Here is a 25,946-nt window from a genome sequence, read left to right on the forward strand (position 1 = left end):
ATACACGTTTAAAAAGGAGGATTTAGAGAACCAAGCAGATCGAGGCGCTGAAGCCAGGAGGAGCGCAGTGTAGAAAAATACTACTCGAGCACCGGACTGGCGAAGCAACGATGAGATGCGACAGTTATCTAAACCGGACTTTTTAAACAACCTCTCAAAAAAAGTCTAGATGGTATTAGTATAACCATCTAGACTTTATTCTTACTTCTCTTCTTTTAAGCTTAATTTTAAGTTTAACTCTTCAAGCTGTGCTTCTGCAACTGGGCTTGGAGCTTCTGTTAATAAGCAGCTTGCGCTTGCTGTTTTCGGGAATGCAATTGTATCACGAAGGTTCGTACGACCTGCAAGTAACATAACAAGACGGTCTAAACCTAATGCAATACCGCCGTGTGGTGGTGTACCGTATTCGAATGCTTCTAATAAGAATCCGAATTGCTCTTGTGCTTCTTCTTGTGAGAATCCAAGCGCTTTGAACATTTTTTCTTGTACGTCACGCTCGTAAATACGCAGTGATCCACCACCAAGCTCATAACCGTTTAATACAAGGTCATATGCTTGTGCACGTGCTTTTTCTGGTGCTGTTTCTAATAGCTCAACATCTTCACGGAATGGCATTGTGAATGGGTGGTGAGCTGCGAAGTAACGATCTGCATCTTCATCGTACTCAAGAAGTGGCCAATCCGTTACCCATAGGAAGTTAAATTTACTTTCATCAATTAACTCAAGCTCTTTACCTAGACGTAAACGAAGTGCACCTAAGCTGTCTGCAACAACGCTCTTCTTATCTGCTACGAATAGTAATAAGTCGCCAGCAGTAGCTTCTAGTGTAGTCATTAACACGTTTGCATCTTCTTCACCGAAGAATTTCGCGATTGGTCCTTTTAAACCGTCTTCTTCCACTTTAAGCCAAGCTAAACCTTTTGCACCGTATACTTTTACGAATTCAGTTAATGCATCAATGTCTTTACGAGAGTATTTGCTCGCAGCACCTTTTGCATTAATTGCTTTTACTTGTCCGCCGCTTTCTACAGCACTTGTAAATACTTTAAAACCACAACCTGCTGCAAATTCAGATAGGTCTGTTAGTTCCATTTCAAAGCGTGTATCTGGCTTATCAGAACCGTAACGAGCCATTGCATCAGCATATTTCATACGAGGGAATGGTGCACTTACTTCTACACCTTTTGCATCCTTCATAACTTTCGTCATCATGCGCTCCATCATATCTAAAATTTCATCTTGTGTTAAGAATGAAGCTTCAATATCGATTTGCGTAAATTCTGGTTGACGGTCTGCACGTAAATCTTCGTCACGGAAACAGCGTGCTACTTGATAGTAACGTTCAAATCCACCGACCATAAGAAGCTGTTTAAATAGCTGTGGAGATTGTGGTAATGCATAGAATTCACCATCATGTACACGACTTGGTACTAAATAATCACGAGCTCCTTCTGGCGTGCTCTTCGTTAAAATTGGTGTTTCCACTTCTAAGAACTCTTCTGTGTCTAAGAAGTTACGAATTGTTTTTGTTACGTCGTGACGCATTTTGAATGTGTTGAACATTACAGGACGACGTAAGTCTAAATAACGATATTTTAAACGCACATCTTCTGATGCATCTGTATCATCAGCAATAATGATTGGCGTTGTTTTCGCTGCATTTAATACGTTTACCTTCGTTGCTTGTACTTCAATACGACCAGTTGCCATATTGTCATTAATTGCGCCTTCACCACGCTCAACAACTGTACCTTCCACGTGTAATACGTATTCGCTACGAATTGTTTCTGCTACTTCTAGCGCTTCTTTTGATGTTTCTGGGTTAAATACAACTTGTACGATACCTGTACGGTCACGTAAGTCGATAAAGATTAATCCACCTAAATCACGGCGTTTTTGTACCCAACCTTTTAATTGAACTGTTTGTCCAACTGCTTCTACTGTTACTTTTCCACATGCATGCGTTCTTTCAGCCACTGTAAGTTCCCCCTATATTAATTTCTCTGCTACGTATGAAGCAAATACATCTAATGCTACTTCTTCTTGTTCGCCTGTTGCCATATCTTTTAAGTTAATGATGCCTTTATCTAGCTCATCTTCCCCTAATACAGCTACAAATTTCGCTTTTAGACGATCTGCTGATTTAAATTGTGCTTTCATTTTGCGATCTAAATAATCTTTTTCAACTGATAACCCAGCTTTACGAAGATCAAACGCAACTTTTGCAGCATGGTCTTTTGCTTTTTCTCCAAGCGCTACAACGTAACAATCAATACTATGTTCAATTGGTAATTCAATGTTTTCAGCTTTTAGCGCCATAATTAAACGTTCAATACTCATTGCAAAACCGATACCTGGCATTTCTGGTCCACCGATTTCTTGTACAAGTCCGTTATAACGGCCACCACCGCTTAATGTAGTGATCGCACCGAAACCTTCTGCCTCACTCATAATTTCAAAAACAGTGTGTTGGTAGTAGTCTAAACCACGCACTAAGTTCGGATCTTTTTCAAACGGAACATCCATCATCGTTAATAGTTCTTGAACTTTGTCGTAGTATATTGCTGAATCTTCGTTTAAGTATTCTGTAATAGATGGTGCTGTTCCCATTAATTCATGGTTACGGTCCTTCTTACAGTCTAAAATTCGAAGTGGATTCTTTTCTAAGCGAGATTGACAGTCAGAACAGAATTCGCCGATACGTGGCTCAAAGTGTGCGATTAATGCATCACGGTGTGCTTGACGGCTCGCTGCGTCACCTAAACTGTTTAATACAACTTTAATATTTTTTAAGCCCATGCCGCGGTAAAATTCAACAGCAAGTGCAATTACTTCTGCATCAATTGCAGGGTCATTACTGCCGATTGCTTCGATACCGAATTGTACGAATTGACGATAGCGACCTGCTTGTGGTCTTTCATAACGGAACATTTGACCGATATAGTATAATTTCGTTGGTTGTGTTGCATCACCAAACATTTTATTTTCAACGTAAGAACGTACAACAGGTGCAGTACCTTCTGGACGTAATGTTAAGCTACGCTCTCCACGATCTTGGAATGAGTACATTTCTTTTTGTACGATATCTGTCGTATCACCAACACCGCGTAAAAATAGCTCAGTGTGCTCAAAAATTGGTGTACGAATTTCTTTATAATTGTAACGACGGCAAATTTCGCGTGCTTGCCCTTCGATATACTGCCATAACTCAACAGTGCCTGGAAGAATATCTTGCGTTCCGCGTGGGATTTGAATAGACATATTCAGTTCCTCCTCAAATTGTTTTAATCTTAATAAAAATAAAAAAACTCCCGCCTCTACTGTTTAAACAGTAGGGACGAGAGTATTATACCCGTGGTGCCACCCTAATTGAAGCACGTATGCTTCCACTTTTTTAATAACGCTTAAATGTGCGTTCATCCCTACTAAGCGTATATGCCGTTCAAGTTGAAACCTCTAGAGTGTCATTCAATCAGTCATCATGCAGAAATGTTTTCAGCCTAAGACATTCCTTCTCTTTCCATGTGTGTCTCATTTACTCTTCTCTATCAACGGTTATATTCATATGTAAATATAAAATTACTATACGTTTGTTAAGTAGGATTGTCAAGTGCTCTAAGAACGTTCAATCTGCTTCTTTAAACGCTTTACATCTTGAAGAGAAATCCCAAACTCGGAAGCAAGCTCCATTGAAGTATTGTTTTGCTCTTTTGAAATAAAATCATGAAAATTCACGTTAAATAGTTGATTTGCACCATTTGTAACAGAATGCCCTTTTTCATTCATACGCATACGTATATCCCTCACATTCAATATGGATGTTTTACTTTTTATTGTTCCATATTGATGAAAGAGTTATACATAAACGAAACTGCTATTGATTCCAAATAAATGAACAAAACATACAACAATGTATAAAAAAGAGAGGATTATATAACCCTCTCTTTTTTATCAACACTATTTACTTTCTACAATTAAGGTCACCGGACCATCATTGATTAAAGAAACATCCATCATTGCTCCGAACTTCCCTGTTTCCACATGTAATCCTTGTTTACGAACTTCTTCATTAAAGAAATCGTATAAACGCTCTGCATAATCAGGTTTCGCAGCATCCATAAAGTTTGGACGTCTTCCCTTGCGGCAATCTCCGTATAATGTGAATTGCGAAATAGATAGAACTTGTCCTTCTACATCAAGTACAGAATGATTCATCTTTCCGCTCTCATCTTCAAAAATACGTAAGTTTGCAATTTTTTCCGCAATGTAAGTTGCATCTTTTTCTGTATCTTCGTGCGTAATGCCAACTAGTAATGTTAAACCGAACGGAATTTGTCCTACGATCTCACCGTCTACTGTGACAGACGCTTTCTTTGATCGTTGTAAAACAACTCTCATCTTTCTACACTCCCTATTAATGCATCATGCGTCGTACTGCATAAATTTCTGGAACGCGTTTAATGCGTTCTACTACTTTTTTCAAGTGTTGTAAGTTACGAATCGAGATTGACATATTAATTGTTGCCATCTTATTACGGTCACTTCTACCAGAAACAGCTGAAATGTATGTTTTCGTCTCTGTAACAGCTTGCAGTACTTCATTTAATAAACCGCGGCGATCGTAACCTGAAATTTCAATATCAACGTTATACTCTATTTCTTTTTCAGGGCTACCTTCCCACTCAACTTCTAATAAACGTTCTATCGCTTCTTCTGTATGAACATTTACACAATCACGGCGGTGAATCGATACACCTCGGCCTTTCGTAATATACCCAACGATATCATCACCCGGAACTGGGTTACAGCATTTCGATAAACGGATTAATAAATTATCAGCACCGCTTACCTTTACACCAGAATCCCATTTTCGAATTTTCATCGGTTTACGAACTTCTTTAACTTCAACAATTTCTTCTTCTTCGCGTTGCTTGCGGAACTTGTCCGTTAGTCGCGTAACAATTTGCGAAGCTGTAATTCCGCTATATCCAACTGCTGCAAACATATCTTCTTCATTTGCAAAGTTAAATTTCTCAGCGACGCGTTTTAAGTTATCAGGCGCTAATACTTCTTTCATCTCATACTCTAGACCACGTACTTCCTTTTCAACAAGTTCACGGCCTTTTTCAATATTTTCGTCTCTACGTTGTTTCTTAAAGAATTGACGAATTTTATTTTTCGCATGAGATGTTTGAGCAAGTTTTACCCAATCTTGACTTGGGCCATATGAATGTTTCGACGTTAAAATTTCAATGATATCGCCGGTTTTTAATTTATAATCCAGCGTTACCATTTTCCCGTTTACTTTTGCACCAATTGTTTTATTCCCAATTTCCGAATGGACACGATACGCGAAATCAATTGGAACCGATCCAAGTGGTAATTCCATTACATCGCCTTTCGGTGTAAAGACGAATACCATGTCAGAGAATAAATCAATTTTTAATGACTCCATAAATTCTTCTGCATTAGAAGCTTCATTTTGCCATTCTAATATTTGACGGAACCACGTGAGTTTCTTCTCTAATGTACCTGTTGTTTCTGCTGTTTTTCCTTCTTTGTATGCCCAGTGTGCCGCGATCCCGAATTCTGCAATTTCGTGCATTTCTTTCGTACGAATTTGCACTTCAAGTGGATCACCTTTCGGTCCAATTACAGTCGTATGAAGAGATTGATATAGATTTGCTTTTGGCATTGCAATATAATCTTTAAAACGACCTGGCATCGGCTTCCAGCACGTATGAATAATTCCAAGCACTGCATAACAATCTTTGATACTATTTACAACAACACGTACAGCTAATAAATCGTAAATTTCATTGAACTGTTTATTTTGCAGTGCCATTTTACGATAAATACTGTAAATATGTTTCGGTCTTCCAGAGATCTCAGGTTGAATTGCAACTTCTTTTAATTTCTCACGAATACCAGTCATTACTTCGTCTAAGTATTCTTCACGTTCTGCACGTTTACGCTTCATTAAATTTACAATACGATAATATTGTTGTGGATTTAAATAGCGAAGTGACGTATCCTCTAGCTCCCATTTAATAGTACTAATTCCGAGTCTATGTGCTAAAGGTGCAAAGATTTCTAGCGTTTCATTCGCTATGCGACGCTGCTTCTCTTGAGGCAAATGTTTCAATGTACGCATGTTATGAAGACGATCAGCTAGTTTAATTAAAATAACTCGAATATCTTGAGCCATTGCAATAAACATTTTGCGATGGTTTTCTGCTTGTTGTTGTTCGTGAGATTTATATTTGATCTTCCCAAGCTTCGTAACACCATCAACAAGCATAGCAATTTCTTTGTTAAATTCCCGTTCAATATCTTCTAACGTAATCTCTGTATCTTCCACTACATCATGTAAGAAACCTGCTGATACCGTAGCTGGATCCATGTGTAAATCAACTAAAATACCTGCAACTTGAATTGGATGAATAATATACGGTTCACCCGATTTTCTGTATTGTTCGCTATGCGCATCGCGTGCATATTCATAGGCACGTGCTACTAGCTCAATATCTTCATCCACTAAATATTGACTTGCTTTCTCGAGTACCTGTTCAGCTGTTAGTACCTGCTCATTTGCCATCGAATCACCTTTTATTGAAAATTGACTTTATCTTTATTTAATAGAATAAATTATATTCTATCATTATAACCCAATGATTGTGAATTGTGAAAAGGAAAAGATTTTACTGACATTTCACCATGATTTTTTGTTCAATTATACAAAAGTACCCGCTCCTCTCCAAGAGATTCACGGGTACTTTTTATCACCGTAGTTTTACCTATATAGTGATTAGTATTTTTCTAATACTAATACATCGTAACCATCTAACATTTTACGACCATCTAAGTAAGTAAGCTCTACTAAGAATGCAATCCCTGCTACAACTCCGCCAAGTTCTTCAACTAGCTTAATTGTCGCTTCAATAGTTCCACCTGTAGCTAATAGGTCATCTGTAATTAATACGCGTTGACCTGGCTTAATTGCATCTTTATGGATTGTTAAAACATCTTTACCATATTCTTTACCGTAGTCAACTGTAATTACTTCACGTGGTAATTTTCCTAATTTACGAACTGGCGCAAATCCTACTTCTAACGCATAAGAAACTGGGCAACCGATAATGAAACCACGAGCTTCTGGTCCTACTACAACATCGATATCTCTTTCTTTTGCGTATTCAACGATTGCATCTGTTGCTGCTTTGTATGCTTTACCGTCATTCATTAAAGGTGTAATGTCTTTAAACACAATACCTTCTTTCGGATAATCCGGTACAATTGCGATATGTTGCTTGAAATCCATATTTCTGAATCCTCCTCAGATCTAAAAGGTTTGTAAATACAAATCCTTTACCCTAACTGTTCTACTTCTTTATGATTACGAATCGTTTCAAACCATGTATATAGTTGCTGATATGTGCTATAAACCAATTCTTTTTCTAATTGTAAGTGGTTCATTTTCTCACGATATGTGTTCGATTCAATTAAATCACGCTTTTGTTTTTTGTCTGCCATAAAAATGACGCCATCTTTTATTGTAACAAATTCTAACTCAAAAAACACCTGTGTCATAAAATTTACTGTATCTTTTGACCAACCTTTATGACGACATAGTTGTTCTCCATATTGTCTTAAAGAAAATGGTGTTTTTTGGCTTAAGAAAGAATAGTACCATTTAAAGTGTTCTCTCGTCGGAACTGTACTAAATAAGTGGTTATTCTCTTGATAAAATAGCGTATAAATTCGCGCTGGGAATCCTGCCTTAAATAACTCACGTAATTCATCGGTTCCTTTTGGTAAATCAAGTAACACGATATATTGATCATCTAAATGCGTTACTTCTGAAGCATGCATGAGCTTTTCTTTATAGCTCTCTAAAGAAAATTTATTCAATACCTCTTCAGAAAAATACACCATTGTTATTTTTTCTTTCGGAAGTTCTGCTAAATTTGCTTCTGCATTACGCATACTACGCCAATCAAATAATTGCCACGCCTCTACAGCAATATCTTGTACCATTAGTTGTGGCTTCTTAAAATTATTCCATTCATTGATGGATGCTTCTCCTATTACAGATACTTTTGCAACTGGAGAGATTTCTTTCGCATATGCACCAAAACCAAATCCAATTGTATCCAGTGTTGCTTGTCCATCACGAAGAGCCATTTTTAAATGAGAACCATCTGATCCGATTGCGCGAATGCTTTCTAACTCTGCATCTTTTACTGCAATACGTGGTTTCGGATTTCCAATACCAAACGGGGCTAGTTTTTGCATATCTTCAATTGCCGCTAGCGTTACATCCTCTACTTTGCAAAAAACATCAACTGCTGTAATTGGAATAAAATCTTCTTCTGTTAAAATCGCATCTGCTTGTTCATTTAATCGGCGACGTAATTCATCTACATCATTCATATGTAGCGTCATTCCCGCTGCCATCGGATGCCCTCCGAAGTGTGGCAATAACTCTCTACAATCTGATAAGTTTGCAAACAAATCAAATCCTGCAATACTACGTGCTGAGCCTTTTGCTGTTTCTTTTATAGGATCGATGCTTAATACAATCGTCGGACGATAAAAACGTTCAACTAATTTAGAAGCAACAATTCCAATTACCCCTGGGTTCCAGCCTTCTTTTGCAAGTACTAATACTTTGTTTTCTTCTGGCGGGAAGTTATTTTCAACTTCAGCGATAGCTTCTTCTGTAATTTGCTTTACAATATCTTTTCGCAGTTTGTTCAGCTCATCAATTTCTTCGGCCAACTCTTTCGCTTCCTCTGGATCATCTGATAATAAAAGGTGTACAGCCGGCGCAGCATCTTCTAAACGCCCAACCGCATTAATACGAGGTGCAATTGAGAAGCCAATACTCTCTTCTGTAATTTCACTTTGCGAAACGTTAGCAACTTTAAACAATGCCTTCAAACCAATATTTCTCGTCATACGCATATGTTTTAAACCGCGTTTCACTAGCAACCTATTTTCACCATGAAGTGATACTAAATCGGCTACTGTACCGATTACTGCAATCTCTAATAAATGTTCTGGTACACGGCCTAATAGTGCATGCGCAACTTTAAACGCAACACCTACACCAGCTAAATAGTGAAACGGATATACGCCACCTTCTAATTTCGGATGTATAATCGCAAGCGCTTCTGGCAATTCTGGCGGTGGCTCATGGTGATCTGTAATAATTAGATCTATTCCAAGCTCTTTCGCTACATTCGCTTCATGTACTGCTGCGATGCCAGTGTCGACAGTAATAATCAGTGAGAAACCTGCACTATGCGCCCAACGAAATGCTTCTTCGTTCGGTCCATACCCTTCTGTAAAACGATTTGGAATGTAAAATTCTACTTCTGCACCTAATTCTTGAAGAGCAAGATATAAAACCGTCGTACTACTTACTCCGTCCGCATCGTAATCACCAAATATTAATATTTGCTCTCCATTTTGAATCGCCTTATTTACACGTTCTACCGTTCTATCCATTCCTTCTAATAAAAATGGATCATGAAATTCTTGATTTTCTGTATTTAAAAAATCTAAAATCTTATCTTCTGTATCTAGTCCTCTACCGAGGAATAATGAAACGACAAGTGGCGATAACTGTAATTTACTTGCTAATTCACTCACTCGCTCGTCATTATATTCTTTTTCTTTCCAACGCGTCTTCGGTTGTAACACGAAATCACCCCTTAACCTGTTCATTATACAAGACAGATTAAGGGGTGACAATATAATGCAAACTACGATGCAATATCTATATACTAAAATGTTAATGATGTTTAATTTGGAGAATACGGATTTATATGTACGAATACATTTTGTACATTATCTTGTTTCATAAGTATTTCTTTCACATGTTTTCCAATACGGTGTCCTTCTTCTACGGTAATGTATGGATCTACAGACACTTTAATATCGACAATAACATAATGACCATGCTCCCGTGCATATAAAGAACCAATTTTTTTCACACCATCTACTTGAAGAACGGCCTCTCTAAGCGGAATAACATCCTCCTCATGAAGAACATGGTCAAGCGTTGCATGAATTGCTTCCGCTCCAATGCTCCATGCCATTTTTACAACAAGAAGTGAAACAACTAATCCTGCAATCGGATCAGCATATACGAGCCAGTCTATACCAAACTTACCACCGATTATAGCTGCACAAATACCGATTAAAGCTGCAATTGAAGAAAATACATCCGAACGGTGCTCATATGCATTTGCAATAATTGCATCACTGTTTACTCTTTTCCCTAATCGGAATTTATATTGAAACATTCCTTCTTTCACGACGATTGAAAGAACAACAGCAAATATCGTAATTCCTTTCGGCGGTTCTAGTTCTTGCGAAAAAGCTTTTATAGACGAAATCGCGATTTCAAGTCCCACAATAAATAATAATACCGCAACAATAATCGCTGAAATCGATTCCGCTTTACCATGACCATACGGATGATCCTCATCAGGTGGCTGCTTTGCCGCTCGCAGTCCAAAAAGTACAGCTAGCGAACCTATTACATCTGATGCAGAATGCACGGCATCCGCTAATAACGCTTTACTGTTCCCAATATAACCAATTACCGCCTTTACAATCGCTAATATAATATTACCAACGATCCCGACAATAGCACCAAACTCGGCCTGTTTAAAACGTTCATCTTTTTCCATAATTAAAATCCCTTCTTTTCTTAACCTATCTTTTTATTTTAACAAAAACAGCGATAACACCACCACTTTCTTCCATCTTCTTTCTGTTAAAAAGTTGCTATCTTATTGTATCCACAAACGAAAAAAGAGATGCCTCATAAAGAGACATCATCTTTTCTATACTTGCGGTTCAGATTCTACTTTCTCAACCTTCTTCTTGTTTTTTCCCTTTTTCAAACGACGGTTTTCAAGCATTAACCAAATTTGAGAGGCAACGAAAACAGAAGAGTACGTACCTACAATTAATCCAACAAGTAACGCAAACGAGAAGTTACGTAGTGACTCACTACCGAAGATAAGCAGTGCAATTACTGGGAATAACACTGTTAATACGGTGTTAATCGAGCGACCAAGCGTTTGGCGAATACTTGCATTTACGATTTCTTCTAGATCTTTTATATCGCGCACTCGTTTTTTCTGTTTGTATAATTCACGGTTTCTATCAAATGTAACAATCGAGTCATTAATAGAATAACCGATGATTGTTAGTACTGCAGCGATAAACGTTAAGTCTACCTCTAGTTGGAAAATACTAAACATAACAATCATAACGAATGCGTCATGTAATAATGCAAGCACTGCAGATAACGCATACGTAAATCGGAAACGAATACTTACGTATAAAATGATAACCGCAGAAGCAATTAATACTGCGATAAATGCATTTCGTGCAATTTCTTTACCAATTGTCGGTGAAACTGTACTTACGTTTGGATCTGTACCATATTTATCGTGGAAGAATGTTTTTGTTTTCGCAATTTCATCTTTTGATAAAACACCTAATGTACGAACTGCGAAACCTTTATTGTCATCTCCAGTCGGTACAATATTTTCTTCCTTCACATCAATGTTCAATTCTTTAAAATCTTTATGAACATCAGACACAGTAACGGCTTGTTTTGATTGCAAGTCGATACGTGTACCACTCGCAAAGTCAATACCAAGATTCAATTTGAAAATTGGTAAGATAATTGCACCCGCAATTACAACTACAATCGAGAAGATAAGGAATTTATGACCGATATTTACGAAATTAATACGATCAAATCTCGTTGGCGGATGTACTACCCCTTTTGTTAATGGAATAATATCCTTTTGTTTCACACCAAAATATCCTGGTTTTTTATCAAAGTAACGGCTCTTTACAAGTAAACCTAGTAAGAAACGAGTACCGAATACGTTCGTAATAAAACCAACTAAAATACTTACGATTAAACTTGTTGCGAATCCTTTTACAGAGCTATTACCATAAACGAATAACACACCAGCTGCTGCAAGAGTTGTAACGTTTGCATCTAGAATTGTTGCTAATGAACGATGATTACCAGCGCGGAATGCCGACATCATGGACTTACCAATTTTCAACTCTTCTTTCAGTCTCTCGTACGTAATAATATTCGCATCAACTGCGATACCTACTCCGAGCACTAACGCCGCAATACCTGGCAACGTAAGAACTGCATGCATCCAGTTAAAGACAAGTAATGTAACGAAAATGTATAAACCTAACATAATAACCGCTACAAGTCCTGGTAAACGGTAGAATACAAGCATAAATAAGAAAATAAGAGCGATACCAATCGCACTAGCGAAAATCGTTTGCTCTAACGCTTGTTGACCAAATTTCGCTCCAACAGATGTTGAATACATTTCTTTTAAATCAACAGGAAGTGCACCTGCATTTAATAAAGATGAAAGTTGTTTCGCACTTTCAACTGTGAAGTTTCCACCTACGATAGATACTTCAGCTTGGTTAAATACTTGGTTTACTGTTGCTGCTGATAAGAACTTCGGATTCGGTTTTGCAGATTCTGCTTTGTACGAATCTTTTCCTTCTTCAAAATCAAGCCAAATTACCATTAAATTCGTTGGTGGTGGCATTTTTGAAATTTTTTCAGTTACTTCACGGAATTTTTCAGCGCTCTTTAGTGTAAGACCTACGCTCGCACGGCCTTGCTCATCAAATGTTTGCTTCGCTCCGCCGCCTTTTAAATCCGTTCCGTCCATAAGAAGATTATCATCTACATCACGGAATGTTAATTTCGCTTGTGTTGATAACATTTCACGTGCTTTTTGCTGATCTTGTACACCAGCAAGCTGTACACGAATTCGATCTTGCCCTTCGATTTGAATGTTCGGCTCACTTACACCGAGAACATTGACACGATTCTCAAGAGCACCTACTGTACTTACAAGTACGTCTCGATCGATTTTGTCACCTTTTTTGGCTGGTTTTACTTCATACAGAATTTCAAAACCACCGCGAAGGTCTAGTCCTAGACTAATTCCTTTTGCTATGTCTTTTCCTGCCGCACCAATTACTCCACCGATTAATAAAACGATGAGGAAAAAGGCGGCAATTCTCGTACCACGCTTTGCCATATGTACCCTCTTTCCGCTACTAACACTTTAAATAAATCTCTTACGATTCACTTTTACACGTGTGCATACGTCTAGTTAGTAGACTTCCTTTCTATAATTTTGCTAGCTCATCACTAGCTGTGCCGGTACGTTTTCACGATACCTGCACTTTCATTATTTGTTTTCTCTCTTCACTACCTCCTTTATATATGATCTTAGACATAATTATTTCCTGATTATCAATACCTATCATTATACTGCAAAAGGAAGAACAAACCAATTGCAGTCGGTTATTTATTTTCATATTCATCAAATGACCAAAGTGGCGCTTGATATGCTTCAACAGTTAAATATGTCATATATTCATTAGCACTTACTGTTAATACGTCATTAACTAATTCATACAATCTAACATCGCTGTCTATCTTCTTCCACTTTTTCACTTTAAGAAACTTCCAAATGTCATCATCTGTCACTCTGTCGTAGCCGAACATTTGAAACTCTTCTACTTTACTTTCTAAAACGACTTGTAACTGTCCGCGGTATGATTCTACCAAAGCCTCTCTATCTAACATCTATAACATCTCCTTCTTATTTCGCACGAAAAGTCGCTTTTATTCCCGCTCTAATGGACAGCAATAACTACTTTCAAGAGCACTATCATATTTCACTCTCTTAAATGCTTGTCATTCTTGTCTCGTACGTGCATATAAATTATTGTAAATCATTCCATTGATTTTGAGAAGGTAGGAGAAGAACATGACGAGACAAAGCTTTTTAAAAGGCGCATTTATTTTAATGATAGCCGGCTTTATTACAAAAATACTCGGCTTTATCAACCGCATAGTAATGGCACGTATTTTGGGAGAAGAAGGCGTTGGTCTTTATATGATGGCCGTTCCTACATTCATTTTAGCAATTACATTGACACAAATTGGTCTTCCTGTCGCAATCGCAAAATTTGTAGCAGAAGCGGAAGCTGTGAACGATAAACAAAGAGTTAAAAAAATATTAACCGTATCACTAGCTGTTACATCCGTTATTAGTATCATTTTAACAATCGGAATTATGTTCCTCACACCTATTTTAGCAAAAACATTATTAACCGACGAAAGAACGTACTATCCATTAATGGCCATTTTGCCCGTTGTTCCTGTTATTGCTGTTTCTTCTGTTTTGCGTGGTTATTTTCAAGGGAAACAAAACATGAAACCTAGCGCTTATGCGCAAGTTCTAGAACAAGTCGTCCGCATTACCATTATCGCTATATGCATTCAATTATTTTTACCTTACGGCATAGAATACGCTGCAGCCGGCGCTATGTTATCAGCTGTTCTCGGTGAAGTTGCATCGTTATTATTTTTACTCACGTTATTTCAGCGAGAAAAACATTTATCAATACGCTCTGGATTTTTCACTACTGTAAAGGAAAGCAAAGGGACATTTTATTCTCTGATGGATATTGCCCTTCCAACTACAGGAAGTCGTTTAATCGGCTCCGTTTCATATTTTTTTGAACCTATTGTCGTTATGCAAAGCTTAGCAATCGCTGGTGTCGCTGCTTCTGTTGCAACCCAGCAATACGGTATATTAAACGGTTATGCATTCCCGCTTCTATCACTACCCGCCTTTATTACATACGCTCTCTCTACAGCGCTCGTCCCTTCTATTAGTGAAGCAATGGCAAAAAGACAACATAAATTAGTGGAGCACCGTTTACAACAAGCACTTCGAATTTCATTAATTACCGGCGGATGGTCTGTCGTTATATTATACGTATTCGCTTCTCCTGTTTTAACTCTTATGTATGGATCAGACAGCGCAACAGCATTCATTCAACTTCTTGCGCCTTGCTTTTTATTTCATTATTTCCAAAGTCCACTTACCTCTGTTTTGCAAGCTTTAAACTTAGCAAGAGCTGCAATGATGAATACATTTATTGGAGCCATCGTGAAATTAATCGTTATTTTTGTACTAGCATCAAGGCCAGAATTTCAAATGATGGGGGTTGCTCTCGCTATTGCAGCAAATATTGTAACAGTAACATTTCTTCACTACGCTACTGTTTTAAAAAAGATTACATTTACCATTTACGCAAAAGACTATATTTTCGGCGGACTTGCCATCGGTATCGCAGGCGCCTTCGGTTTTTATCTTCATAAATATATTATTTTCTCTCATGCCCTTGGCATACAAACATTATGGGAAATCACTTTAACAACAATTGTTTATATCGTACTTCTCTTCACTTTCAAACTCATTCGAAAAGAAGAGTTAAGTCGTCTCCCTATCATTCGTAAACTTTCATTTTTGAAATAAGTTGAAACTTTAATCAGTGGGGTAATCTCCACTGATTATTAGTTAAACTAATCATTCTTACTCTTTCAAAGGATAAATCTCTAATCTTCTTTTACATCAACAAAAAATTTTCCGTTTTGAAAACTACAGTATAAAATTTGTGTTACATCGTTATAACCTAAGTTTTTTAATTTCTCAATAAGCCATGCATCTGTATGTTCAATCATTTGTAAATGACTAGATTGAATTTCTCCATCAATAATAAGAGGAAGCGTAAACTGCAATGTATCTTGTTTATTTTTTTGTTTTTGAAAGACAGATAACTTCCCAGACGGTTCCAAAATAGCATATTCTACATCCCGAATATCTCCAACTCCTTGTTCCCTTAATTGCATCATTAAATCATCTATATTATAACGTTGCTTTCTCATCTTCTTTTCATCAATCTTTCCCGCGTTTACAAGAATAGCCGGCTCACCTTCTATTAAATGCCGAAAGCGTTGATACTTTAAGGAAATGACTGACAAAATAATTTGGATGCACATAAGAAAAGTCATCGGAACTAATTGATGCCAAAGTGATTTATCGGTATTTTCAATTGCCACTACAGCCATTTCTCCAAGCATAATAAATACGACTAAATCTAATACACTTAGCTCTCCTATCTCACGTTTACCCATAAGACGAAAAATAATTAAGATGATGATATACAAAAGCATTGTCCGTCCAATTATTGATATCCATTCCATTTCTACATCTCCTTTTTTACGTATAGACTCCCCTATAAAAAAGAAACTAGTCTAACTTAGACAAAAGGAAAATATGCTTGTATTAAAAAGGGGGAATGCATAAATGGATGGAACGAAAAAATTATCAACTGCAATTGGCTTCGGTATTATTACACTACTAATTCTCGCATCTATTACTAGTATGATTATGGCTCTTTTATTAAAGTTTACGAATATAAACGAAGGGACATTAACCGTTACTATTTTTATACTCGCTCTTTTATCTATGCTTATGTCTGGATTTACTGCCGGCAAAAAGGCTCAAGGGAAAGGTTGGCTAGTAGGTCTCACAACAGGTCTCACGTTCACTATACTCGTTTTTCTAGTTAACTATTTAGGCTTTTCTCAAACTTTATCGAACTCACAATTACTTTATCAATTAGCATTAATGGGGGCGAGTACACTCGGTGGTATTTTCGGTGTAAATATGTCAAAGCAAAGTAACTAAAAAAGGCCCTGCATATTTCATGCAGGGCCTTCCAAATTAGTTTTTCACAACTTCACGAATCGCATTGCGATCGAACGTTAAGTGTGAACCACCAGATTTAATAACAATTTTCGTCTCATCTACTGATTCGATTGTACCGTGTAAACCACCGATTGTTACGATAGCATCACCTTTTGCTAACTCACTTTGCATTTGAGCAACTGCTTTTTGACGTTTTTGTTGCGGGCGAATTAATAAGAAATAGAAAATCGCAAACATCGCAACGATCATAACGATATTCATCATACCTGCATTCATCTTTTGTTCCTCCTTTTAAATTATGTATTAGAAGTTTTTAGCATTCGGTTTATTAAAGCCATACTGTTCAAAGAACTCTTCGCGGAAATCGCCAAGACGGTCTTCACGAATAGCTTGTCTCACCTGCTCCATTAAGTTTAACAGAAAATGAAGGTTGTGATAAGACGTTAAACGAATTCCGAACGTTTCATCACATTTCATTAAGTGACGAATGTACGCACGAGAGTAGTTTTTACATGTGTAGCAATCACAGTTTGGATCAAGCGGACCGAAGTCCCTTGCGAATTTCGCATTTTTTACAACGAGGCGACCTTCACTTGTCATACATGTACCATTTCGAGCGATACGAGTTGGAAGTACGCAGTCAAACATATCAATACCACGAATTGCGCCATCGATTAACGAGTCAGGAGAACCTACACCCATTAAGTAACGAGGCTTATTATCTGGAAGAAGTGGTGTTGTGAACTCAAGAACACGGTTCATAATATCTTTCGGTTCACCAACAGATAAACCACCTACAGCGTAACCAGGGAAGTCCATTGAAACAAGATCTTTCGCACTTTGACGACGAAGCTCTTCGTACTCCCCGCCCTGTACAATACCGAATAAACCTTGATCTTGCGGACGTTCATGCGCTTTTAAGCAACGTTCTGCCCAGCGGCTCGTACGCTCTACAGATTTCTTCATATATTCAAAAGTAGCTGGGAATGGTGGACACTCATCAAATGCCATCATAATATCTGAACCTAATGCATTTTGGATTTCCATCGCTTTTTCTGGTGATAAGAATAATTTATCTCCATTTAAGTGATTGCGGAAGTGAACGCCTTCCTCTTCAATACGACGGAAGTCACTTAAACTGAATACTTGGAAACCACCAGAGTCTGTTAAGATTGCACGATCCCAGTTCATAAATTTATGCAAGCCGCCTGCTTCACGAATAATTTCATGACCTGGACGTAGCCATAAATGATACGTATTACTTAAAATAATGCCAGAATCCATTGCTTTTAATTCTTCTGGTGACATTGTCTTAACTGTTGCAAGTGTACCAACTGGCATAAATGTTGGTGTATCAAATGAACCGTGCGGCGTATGCACACGACCTAAACGGGCACCCGTTTGTTTACATGTCTTAATAAATTCATAACGAATTGCTGTCATAACTTACTCCTTTTATTTGTTTCTCATTTTAGCGTGAGATGCAACGAACATTGCATCACCGAAGCTAAAGAAACGATATTTTTCTTTTACTGCTTCATTATAAGCATGAAGTACATTATCTCTATTTGCAAATGCACTTACAAGCATAATTAATGTTGATTTCGGTAAATGGAAGTTTGTAATTAAACCATCAATTGCTTTAAATTCATATCCCGGATACATGAAAATATCTGTCCATCCAGAAGCGGCGCAAAGCTTACCTTCATGATCTGTTGCAATTGTTTCTAACGTACGAGTTGATGTCGTACCTACAGTAATAATACGTCCACCATTCTCTTTCACACGATTTAATAATGCCGCTGTCTCTTCAGACATATGATAATATTCTGCGTGCATATGGTGTTCTTCAATCGTGTCTGCAGAAACTGGTCTAAATGTTCCAAGTCCTACGTGAAGTGTAATGAATGCTAACTGAACGCCTTTTTGCTTTAACTTCTCAAGTAACTCTTCTGTAAAGTGAAGTCCCGCAGTCGGCGCTGCTGCTGAACCGATTTCTTTCGCATATACTGTTTGATAGCGATCGCGATCTTCTAGCGTCTCTTTAATATATGGAGGAAGTGGCATTTCCCCAAGTTCATCTAAAATTTCATAGAAGATGCCGTCATATGAAAATTCAAGCTGACGTCCACCTTGATCTGCAGTTCCTGTGCAAGTTGCTTTTAATTTCCCTTCGCCAAAAGAGATAACAGTTCCTTCTTTTACACGTTTCGCTGGCTTTACAAGCGTTTCCCACTTATCACCTTCTTCTTGTTTTAAAAGAAGTACTTCAATGTGCGCGCCTGTATCTTCTTTCACACCGTGCAAACGAGCAGGCATAACTTTCGTTTCATTTAAAACTAAGCAATCCCCCTCATGTAAGTAAGAAAGAATGTCCGTAAAATGTTTATGCTCAATATCACCTGTTTCACGGTCTAACACCATTAATCTTGATGTTTCACGCTCTTCTAACGGGACTTGTGCAATAAGTTCTTCTGGTAAATGAAAATCAAACAGATTTATATCCATAGCTATATCCACCTATTTCTTATTTAAATCGATTTATTATATACATAATAAAAGATAATACAATACTTAACACAATACATGTAATGATAGGAAAATAAAAGGTAACGTTTCCTTTTTTCACAAAAATATCGCCTGGAAGCCTTCCAATGAACTTCCAAGCTAATCCAACAACGATGAGTAAGATCCCGGCTGTAATAAGCAGCTTTGGCATCTCCGTCATACTTTTGGTATCTCCATTCCGAAATGTTCATACGCAAGCGGCGTTACAATTCGGCCCCTCGGCGTTCGTTGTAAAAAGCCAATTTGTAATAAATACGGCTCATACACATCTTCAATCGTATGAGATTCTTCTCCAATTGTTGCTGAAACCGTTTCTAATCCAACTGGACCGCCACGGAATTTCTCAATAATACCAAGCAGTAATTTATGATCAATATGATCTAGACCTAATTTATCTACTTGCAGTAGCTCTAATGCCATTTGTGTAATTTCCATCGTAACCGTTCCATTACCACGAACTTGTGCGAAATCACGTACACGTCTTAAAAGACGATTCGCAATACGAGGTGTACCACGAGCACGTCTTGCAATTTCTAATGCAGCTAACGAATCGATTTCAACTTCAAATACTTCTGCTGTACGTTCAACAATCGCAGAAAGCTGATCTACTGTGTAGTACTCTAACCTTGAAAGTACACCGAAGCGGTCACGAAGCGGTGCCGATAATGCTCCAGCACGTGTCGTTGCTCCAACTAATGTAAATGGCGGTAAATCTAGGCGTACAGAACGTGCTGAAGGCCCTTTTCCAATTACAATATCAAGGCAAAAGTCTTCCATCGCAGGATACAATACTTCTTCAATTGATCTATGCAAACGATGAATTTCATCAATAAATAATACATCACCTGGCTGAAGCGCTGTTAATACAGCAGCTAAATCTCCTGGTCTTTCAATTGCGGGACCTGAAGTTGTTCTAACATTAACGCCCATCTCATTGGCAATAATATTCGCAAGCGTCGTTTTACCAAGACCTGGTGGTCCATATAAAAGCACGTGATCTAACGTTTCTTCACGCATTTTCGCCGCTTCAATAAATACTTCTAAATTATGTTTCGCTTTATCTTGGCCAATATACTGACGGAGCGTCTGTGGCCGTAATGAATATTCTAAATCCGCATCTTCATATGCAGATTCCCCTGAAAGGAGACGTTCGTCCATTATACTCACCTCTTACCATTTAGTAAAAGACTAAGTGCCTTTTTAATATACTGATCCGTCGTTAATGCTTCTTTTAATAACTCTGGTACAACACGAGAAACTTCGCGTTCTGCGTATCCAAGTGCGCGCAGAGCTTCCAGTGCCTCATCAAGCTCAGCTGATGAACCTTTATTCTCATCAAAACGTTCTGTGTCTGAGAATAAATCAACAAATGCATCTGGTACGACATCTGCTAGTTTTCCTTTTAAATCTAAAATCATTTGGCGTGCTGTTTTCTTTCCGACGCCTGGGAATTTCACTAAAAACTTCTCATCTTCATGCTCAATCGCTTGAACGACCTGTCCTGTTTGACCAGAAGCTAAAATTGCAAGAGCGCCTTTTGGCCCAATGCCAGACACGCCTAACAACTTTGTAAATAATAAACGCTCTTCACGTGTTTTAAAACCGTAAAGTGCCATAATATCTTCTCTCACATAATGATATGTATAGACACGGATTTCTTGCTTACTTCTTTGAAATACATACGGATTTGGTGTGAAAATTTGATAACCAATTCCATTATGATCAATTACGACATATTCCGGCCCTACATACTCCACGTAACCTGTAACATATTCAAACAAAATACGATCTCTCCCTCTTAAATCATGTATTCCATTTTAACATATTTAATGATAGAAAAGCGAGACTGCCCCAACAAATGTTCTCCACTTGAAACTTCTGTTATTTTCCATTGACAGAAAGGTTAAAGCACCTTAATATACAGAAGTCGATAATGATTATCAATACTAATTAAAGGGGTTACATCAGGATGAAACGTAAGCTATTTATTTTATTTACTATTATGCTTGTTGTTCTTTCTATCGTTGGCTGTTCTTCTCAAAAAGAAGAATCGAAAGCAAAAGAACAACCGAAAACAAAAGTTGTAAAACATGCTAAAGGTGAAGCTACAATTCCAGTAAATCCAAAGAGAATTGTTGACTTATCTGGATCAACAGAAGAACTATTACTTCTTGGACATAAACCTGTTGGTACAGCAAATACATATAAAGATAAAATCCAAAATCACTTAACAGACAAGTTAGATGGAGTAAAAGCAGTAGGTTGGTACTGGGCACCTAAAGTTGATTTAGAAGCTGTTACTGCTTTAAAACCAGACTTAATTATTTTAAACAACCGTCAATTAAAAATTTATGATCAACTAGAAAAGGTTGCACCTACAGTTGTTCTAGAAACAAACTTAGAAGACTGGCGCGGTAAGTTTAAAGAAGTAGGTAAACTATTTGACGAAGAAAAGAAAGCAGACAAATGGATTGCAGACTACGATAAAAAAGCAGACTCTCTATCTAAAAAAATTAAAGAGAAAACAAAAGATGAGAACTTTATGTTCGTCGCAGTTACACCACAAAACTTCCGCGTATACGGTAGCTTCGGATACGGTGACATCATCTTTAACGACTTAAAACTTCCAGCAACAAAAGGCACAGATTTAAAACAAACGATGGCGCAAGTATCGCTAGAAGGTCTTGTTGCATTCCAACCTGATCAAATGTTCGTTGTAAACTTCGGCGGCGAAGCTGATAAAGTTTACGAAGACTACAAAAACAGTGCCGTTTGGAAAGACAATAAAGCAGTTAAAAATAATCACGTATATGAAGTATCAAATGAAGTCTTCAATACGAAAGCATTCAATCCAATCGGAAAAGATATGCTAATTGATGAAATCGCAAAAGAAATTTTAGCTAAAAATAAATAAGAAAAAAAGCAGCTCACCATGAGCTGCTTTTTTTCTTACTTTGAACTGCGTATTGCTTCATTTTTTCAATCGTCTTCACAAAACCTTCTTTTGATTTAATACGAATGCCACGTTTCAATTTCGCACGTTCATAGCTCTCAAGCTTTTTCATATCAATTTGAAAGAAAGAATGGATCGCATTATCATTTTTTGGCACACCTTTGAAAATTTGTAATATCCCTTCCTCTGAAACACCAAAATACCCGCTCGTTTTCAATAACGGAGAAATATCATCAACTTTCTTTTGCAATACAATTTGTACATCATCACGATCAACGAGCTGCCATTCTTTATACTGCTGTAAAAACTTTTCTAAATCCGTCACTTTTTCTGTAAGTATTTCTTCGCTTACTTCGCCATCAACATACATACGCTCTAATAAAATTGTAACCTCAGGTTCTTTTTTCGTCACTTCTGGTACTGGCCCTTCCGCCTTCACATTCGTTTCATAAACGAAACAAAACATCATAACGAAAGCTTGCATCGCAATCAGTATCCATTTCATTTCCGTTCACCTCTTTTAGGCAAGATCATACTTTCATTAGTAGTTTTTCCGGAAATGGGGGTTTTATCCCTAATTCATAGAATGCCATCATTAAGAATTATAGTGTTCAATTACTTTTATCTATTTGGAAACACATTGATTATGCGAAAGCTTCTTTATATCTTTATTTGATTGTACTGTTACAATATAAACCCCCATTAGTACAATTATCATTCCAACTATTTGTTGCCACGTAACAGCTGCTCCATATAAGACAACTGATATACCAGTAGCTACAATAGGTGTTAGATTTAAATACACACTCGCTTTGCTTGCACCTAGCTCTTCTACTCCTTTATTAAACACGATATATCCAATTAATGTCCCGCATATGACCATATACAACATTTCTATCCATCCCTGTAAAGAAAATGTTACAACCTTTCCCCATCCATCTTCATATAGAGAAAGGCCTGCTAAAAACACAGTACCCAATACCGTCATACTCATTGTAGTTAACAAAGGGGAGACACCACTCATAACTTTTTTTCCTGTTAAGCTATATAAAACCCCACAGGTTAAAGCAGCTATAAATAAAAGATCTCCCTTATTAAATGCCAAAGACATAAGTATATGCATTGAACCACCCGTAATAACAACTATTACACCGACAAGGGACAAAGTTAAACTTATTCCGACTTTTATACTCCAAGGCTCTTTAAAAAACAATATTGCTCCCAATGTTACAAAAACGGGCATTGTAGCAATGATAAGTGAGCCATTCAGAGTGGAAGTATAGTTAAGTCCCATGAAGAAAAAAACATTGTAGCCAAAAATACCTGTTAACGATACAAATAACAGCCCTTTCCAATTCTTTAATAACAAACTTGTATCCCACTCAGATTTCATAAAAACTATGCCTATTAAAATAAAACCAGCTAAACCAAAACGAATTGTTGCTGCAGTAATTGGTGGAATCTCCGTAATAATATGCTCCGCTGTCGCAAAAGAGCCACCCCAAAACAACGGAACAAGTAACATAATTACGTACATTCGATTTATACTATTCATTTTTATTACCCCTTTTCCACAAAACACGTTTATAAGTTTAAACTTGTTTACTTATCAATCAAAAAAAATTAATAATTTGACTCTATCGCTTGAATTAAATCTTTTACCTGTTTTAAAAACTCTCCAGCCACTATAGAATAAAAAATTTCTTTTCCATTTCGATCGGCTTCAACTAGTTCTGCTTGTTTTAAAATTTTTAAATGATGCGAAACAGCCGGTCTAGAAATTCCCATTTCATCTGTTATTTGTGTTACATTCATCTGTTTGCTTTCTAATAATAGCATAATAATTTGCTGGCGATTCTCATCTCCTAACGCCTGAAATATAGGTGTTACAACCTGAAATTTCTCTAATACAACTTCTGTATTTCTACATTCAAAATTCTCCATATCCTATTCATCCCAACCTTTTATGTCTAAAAAACATGTAATATATTACCATTAAATAGTAACTCTTTCATATACAATTGTAAATAACTTTATTTTCTGACTTTAATTCTAATCAAAAAAGGAAGATTGGATTCCTCCATTCTTCCCATTACATTCATATAAAATGAAAGACGCCTGCAAAGCAGGCGTCTTGATGCGTTTACGGCGAGAGACCAGGCGACCACATTCGCGTGTTTAGCACTTAAGCATATCTCTCGTCTTACGTAAATTAGCTCATCGCTTTGCTAATATAACATTAATAAAGTATAAGTGCAACATGTTTATAAAAATATTTTATTTCCTCTTTCATCCAAATAAATCAAACGCAAATTATAAATTGATAAATGCAATATATATATTACAATAAACATAACAGCGAATTCATCATAAACGGGAGATAGATATTATGAAACAAATGAAGGATGAACGTCTCATTCTGCAAACGTTAAAAAACATACGTATTGTCTTTCTTTTTCAATCACTTGGTATAATCGGTGTTTTAGGCTATATCGGATTCACTGAAGGAATAGATCAAATTACGAAATCTCCATTATGGCTAGTATTTATTCTTACGAGTATGATCCTTAGTTATTTACAGTTAAGTGTTTCAATCGATGTAGAAGAAGGCGAAAAGGAAATAAAGTTAACTCCTTATTACAAAATTGTTCTACGCTCCCTTATTGTAGGAATCGTTATGGCTATTATTTATATCATTTTCAGTCCAGAACCCCCCCTATTTGAAGCTATTTTAACAGGTAGTATTCTCTTCATATGCTTTTTAGGTTCTTATTCCGTTAGTTATTTCATTAAAAAACGTCGTTTACAAGACAACGATGAATAAAGAGGAAGGGCTCCCCCTTCCTCTTTTGTTTTGCTATCGCACTGTACCAGTTAAACCGTAACGAATGTCTCGGAACATATTCACTATATCACGATTAAAATCGTTTGTAACTGTACCGTTACGTAGACGCGTACTCATTGCATCAACACGAGTAAACATATCATTTCTTACAGAAACATATACGTTTCTGTTTCCAACTTCATTTGCAACAGCTTGACGAATTTCGTTCGCCATCGCCGTTTCATTTGTCACTGTGTTACGTGGTTTTACCGCAATCGCTACATCGTTTCCATATACAACTGTAGACACACGGTCTACGTTATTCATACGTTTCACACGATTTGTTATTCTTTCAGCTGTTTTACCATCATTGTTAATGTATGAATTGTTCATTGTAATATTACGAGTTGGATGCGGATTAGCAATTTGTCCATTGTAATTTACATCACGGTAATAATTGTATCCTGTATCGTTACGACCATTTCTATATGTTACATAATCTGTATAACGATCATTACGCGTCACATTATCACGATACTGATGTGTATCATTATAAGATGTACGCTCGTAATTGTAGTTACGTCCATCCATTGCATTGTTTTTTGGTGTACCACATGCAGCTAATGCACTAGTAACTAACAAAGAAGCAGCAATCACTTTTACTTTCGTATTCAATACAAAAACCCCCTCTGTTAGAATGAGCTTCTCTACTGAAAAGCTCCCTCTTATGATGAGTAACAGAGAAGGTTTTTACACTGTTAATATTTCACTGGGAATTTTCTAGCACTTCATAAAAAAACTGCCTTTTCTTAATTAACAGGAATGCAAAAAAGGCGGGAATACTCCCGCCTTTTTAAACTTCTTCTTCGTCCTCTTCTTCTGAAACGGGCTCTCCAAATACATTTGGTGGATCTGGTTGATAATACATCGTTCCTGGCTGTGG

At 37.1% G+C, this 25,946-nt stretch carries 25 protein-coding genes and 1 other annotated feature; of the genes, 4 read left to right on the forward strand and 21 right to left on the reverse strand.

The annotated features are described in order from the left end of the window. Positions 1 to 201: 201 nt before the first annotated feature. The 10 genes from aspS to BHV55_RS22105 all read right to left on the reverse strand — a co-directional run bounded on the left by aspS (position 202) and on the right by BHV55_RS22105 (position 13,678). Positions 202 to 1,977 carry an aspartate--tRNA ligase gene (gene aspS, locus BHV55_RS22060; RefSeq protein ID WP_000840901.1) on the reverse strand — a complete coding sequence of 592 codons (1,776 nt, stop codon included), beginning with the start codon at positions 1,975 to 1,977 and terminating at the stop codon, positions 202 to 204. Positions 1,978 to 1,989: 12 nt separating this feature from the next. Beyond that, the gene (gene hisS / locus BHV55_RS22065) at positions 1,990 to 3,261 is read right to left on the reverse strand and encodes a histidine--tRNA ligase (protein WP_070756964.1); all 1,272 of its coding nucleotides are present in this window, start codon (positions 3,259 to 3,261) and stop codon (positions 1,990 to 1,992) included. A gap of 69 nt (positions 3,262 to 3,330) precedes the next feature. After that, positions 3,331 to 3,561, reverse strand: a binding site (T-box leader). A 54-nt stretch (positions 3,562 to 3,615) separates the two neighbouring features. Beyond that, a complete protein-coding gene (locus tag BHV55_RS22070) occupies positions 3,616 to 3,792 on the reverse strand; it encodes a hypothetical protein (RefSeq protein WP_001242605.1) in 177 nt (58 codons plus the stop codon). A gap of 165 nt (positions 3,793 to 3,957) precedes the next feature. Beyond that, positions 3,958 to 4,398: a D-tyrosyl-tRNA(Tyr) deacylase gene (locus BHV55_RS22075; RefSeq protein WP_001266965.1), complete on the reverse strand. Its 441-nt coding sequence runs from the start codon at positions 4,396 to 4,398 to the stop codon at positions 3,958 to 3,960. Positions 4,399 to 4,414: 16 nt separating this feature from the next. Next, on the reverse strand, positions 4,415 to 6,598 hold the full coding sequence (gene relA, locus BHV55_RS22080; protein ID WP_001262811.1) for a GTP diphosphokinase: 2,184 nt from the start codon (positions 6,596 to 6,598) through the stop codon (positions 4,415 to 4,417). Between the two features lie 210 nt (positions 6,599 to 6,808). Next, positions 6,809 to 7,321: an adenine phosphoribosyltransferase gene (locus BHV55_RS22085; RefSeq protein ID WP_000346215.1), complete on the reverse strand. Its 513-nt coding sequence runs from the start codon at positions 7,319 to 7,321 to the stop codon at positions 6,809 to 6,811. A 47-nt stretch (positions 7,322 to 7,368) separates the two neighbouring features. Next, positions 7,369 to 9,708, reverse strand: a complete 2,340-nt coding sequence (gene recJ / locus BHV55_RS22090) for a single-stranded-DNA-specific exonuclease RecJ (protein WP_000941238.1) — start codon at positions 9,706 to 9,708, stop codon at positions 7,369 to 7,371. Between the two features lie 101 nt (positions 9,709 to 9,809). Next, positions 9,810 to 10,703, reverse strand: a complete 894-nt coding sequence (locus BHV55_RS22095; RefSeq protein ID WP_000409741.1) for a cation diffusion facilitator family transporter — start codon at positions 10,701 to 10,703, stop codon at positions 9,810 to 9,812. A 156-nt stretch (positions 10,704 to 10,859) separates the two neighbouring features. Next, a complete protein-coding gene (gene secDF / locus BHV55_RS22100; protein ID WP_001119066.1) occupies positions 10,860 to 13,124 on the reverse strand; it encodes a protein translocase subunit SecDF in 2,265 nt (754 codons plus the stop codon). A 269-nt stretch (positions 13,125 to 13,393) separates the two neighbouring features. Beyond that, positions 13,394 to 13,678: a post-transcriptional regulator gene (locus BHV55_RS22105; RefSeq protein ID WP_000886978.1), complete on the reverse strand. Its 285-nt coding sequence runs from the start codon at positions 13,676 to 13,678 to the stop codon at positions 13,394 to 13,396. A gap of 184 nt (positions 13,679 to 13,862) precedes the next feature. Between BHV55_RS22105 and spoVB the strand changes: the two genes are divergently transcribed. Continuing rightward, complete coding sequence (gene spoVB, locus BHV55_RS22110; RefSeq protein WP_000198300.1) at positions 13,863 to 15,422, forward strand: stage V sporulation protein B; 1,560 nt, start codon at positions 13,863 to 13,865, stop codon at positions 15,420 to 15,422. An 80-nt stretch (positions 15,423 to 15,502) separates the two neighbouring features. Here spoVB and BHV55_RS22115 read toward each other — a convergent pair whose 3' ends face one another. After that, complete coding sequence (locus tag BHV55_RS22115) at positions 15,503 to 16,150, reverse strand: DUF421 domain-containing protein (protein WP_000454817.1); 648 nt, start codon at positions 16,148 to 16,150, stop codon at positions 15,503 to 15,505. Between the two features lie 103 nt (positions 16,151 to 16,253). On the opposite strand from BHV55_RS22115, the gene BHV55_RS22120 reads away from it, so the two are divergent. After that, the gene (locus BHV55_RS22120; RefSeq protein ID WP_000349131.1) at positions 16,254 to 16,637 is read left to right on the forward strand and encodes a TIGR04086 family membrane protein; all 384 of its coding nucleotides are present in this window, start codon (positions 16,254 to 16,256) and stop codon (positions 16,635 to 16,637) included. A 36-nt stretch (positions 16,638 to 16,673) separates the two neighbouring features. Here BHV55_RS22120 and yajC read toward each other — a convergent pair whose 3' ends face one another. Genes yajC through ruvA form a run of 6 tightly spaced genes read right to left on the reverse strand, consistent with a single transcriptional unit; the run spans position 16,674 to position 21,007 of the window. Next, positions 16,674 to 16,934: a preprotein translocase subunit YajC gene (gene yajC / locus BHV55_RS22125; RefSeq protein WP_000991115.1), complete on the reverse strand. Its 261-nt coding sequence runs from the start codon at positions 16,932 to 16,934 to the stop codon at positions 16,674 to 16,676. 27 nt (positions 16,935 to 16,961) lie between these two features. Next, entirely contained in the window at positions 16,962 to 18,101 is a 1,140-nt protein-coding gene (gene tgt / locus BHV55_RS22130; RefSeq protein ID WP_000125365.1) for a tRNA guanosine(34) transglycosylase Tgt, read from the reverse strand. A 12-nt stretch (positions 18,102 to 18,113) separates the two neighbouring features. Beyond that, the gene (queA, locus tag BHV55_RS22135) at positions 18,114 to 19,166 is read right to left on the reverse strand and encodes a tRNA preQ1(34) S-adenosylmethionine ribosyltransferase-isomerase QueA (RefSeq protein WP_000354034.1); all 1,053 of its coding nucleotides are present in this window, start codon (positions 19,164 to 19,166) and stop codon (positions 18,114 to 18,116) included. Positions 19,167 to 19,185: 19 nt separating this feature from the next. Beyond that, the gene (locus BHV55_RS22140; RefSeq protein ID WP_000138162.1) at positions 19,186 to 19,386 is read right to left on the reverse strand and encodes a DUF2905 domain-containing protein; all 201 of its coding nucleotides are present in this window, start codon (positions 19,384 to 19,386) and stop codon (positions 19,186 to 19,188) included. Continuing rightward, complete coding sequence (gene ruvB, locus BHV55_RS22145; protein WP_000344449.1) at positions 19,383 to 20,384, reverse strand: Holliday junction branch migration DNA helicase RuvB; 1,002 nt, start codon at positions 20,382 to 20,384, stop codon at positions 19,383 to 19,385. The genes BHV55_RS22140 and ruvB overlap by 4 nt, the downstream gene beginning before the upstream one ends. Before the next feature lie 5 nt (positions 20,385 to 20,389). Beyond that, a complete protein-coding gene (ruvA, locus tag BHV55_RS22150) occupies positions 20,390 to 21,007 on the reverse strand; it encodes a Holliday junction DNA helicase RuvA (protein ID WP_000464513.1) in 618 nt (205 codons plus the stop codon). A 188-nt stretch (positions 21,008 to 21,195) separates the two neighbouring features. Between ruvA and BHV55_RS22155 the strand changes: the two genes are divergently transcribed. Continuing rightward, entirely contained in the window at positions 21,196 to 22,140 is a 945-nt protein-coding gene (locus BHV55_RS22155; RefSeq protein WP_048567729.1) for an iron-hydroxamate ABC transporter substrate-binding protein, read from the forward strand. A 13-nt stretch (positions 22,141 to 22,153) separates the two neighbouring features. On the opposite strand, the gene BHV55_RS22160 is transcribed toward BHV55_RS22155, so the two are convergent. The 3 genes from BHV55_RS22160 to BHV55_RS22170 all read right to left on the reverse strand — a co-directional run bounded on the left by BHV55_RS22160 (position 22,154) and on the right by BHV55_RS22170 (position 24,123). Then, entirely contained in the window at positions 22,154 to 22,684 is a 531-nt protein-coding gene (locus tag BHV55_RS22160) for a BofC C-terminal domain-containing protein (protein ID WP_000871174.1), read from the reverse strand. Positions 22,685 to 22,804: 120 nt separating this feature from the next. Then, the gene (locus tag BHV55_RS22165) at positions 22,805 to 23,734 is read right to left on the reverse strand and encodes a DMT family transporter (RefSeq protein WP_048567727.1); all 930 of its coding nucleotides are present in this window, start codon (positions 23,732 to 23,734) and stop codon (positions 22,805 to 22,807) included. 68 nt (positions 23,735 to 23,802) lie between these two features. Next, positions 23,803 to 24,123 carry an ArsR/SmtB family transcription factor gene (locus BHV55_RS22170; protein ID WP_000426922.1) on the reverse strand — a complete coding sequence of 107 codons (321 nt, stop codon included), beginning with the start codon at positions 24,121 to 24,123 and terminating at the stop codon, positions 23,803 to 23,805. Positions 24,124 to 24,568: 445 nt separating this feature from the next. Between BHV55_RS22170 and BHV55_RS22175 the strand changes: the two genes are divergently transcribed. Continuing rightward, positions 24,569 to 25,003: a branched-chain amino acid ABC transporter substrate-binding protein gene (locus BHV55_RS22175; protein WP_070756965.1), complete on the forward strand. Its 435-nt coding sequence runs from the start codon at positions 24,569 to 24,571 to the stop codon at positions 25,001 to 25,003. 33 nt (positions 25,004 to 25,036) lie between these two features. Here the strand turns inward: BHV55_RS22175 and BHV55_RS22180 are convergent, their stop codons facing one another. Then, complete coding sequence (locus tag BHV55_RS22180; RefSeq protein WP_001093542.1) at positions 25,037 to 25,678, reverse strand: YhcN/YlaJ family sporulation lipoprotein; 642 nt, start codon at positions 25,676 to 25,678, stop codon at positions 25,037 to 25,039. Positions 25,679 to 25,946 lie beyond the last annotated feature (268 nt).

Source organism: Bacillus sp. RZ2MS9 (assembly GCF_001816185.2).
Lineage (GTDB): Bacteria > Bacillota > Bacilli > Bacillales > Bacillaceae_G > Bacillus_A > Bacillus_A cereus.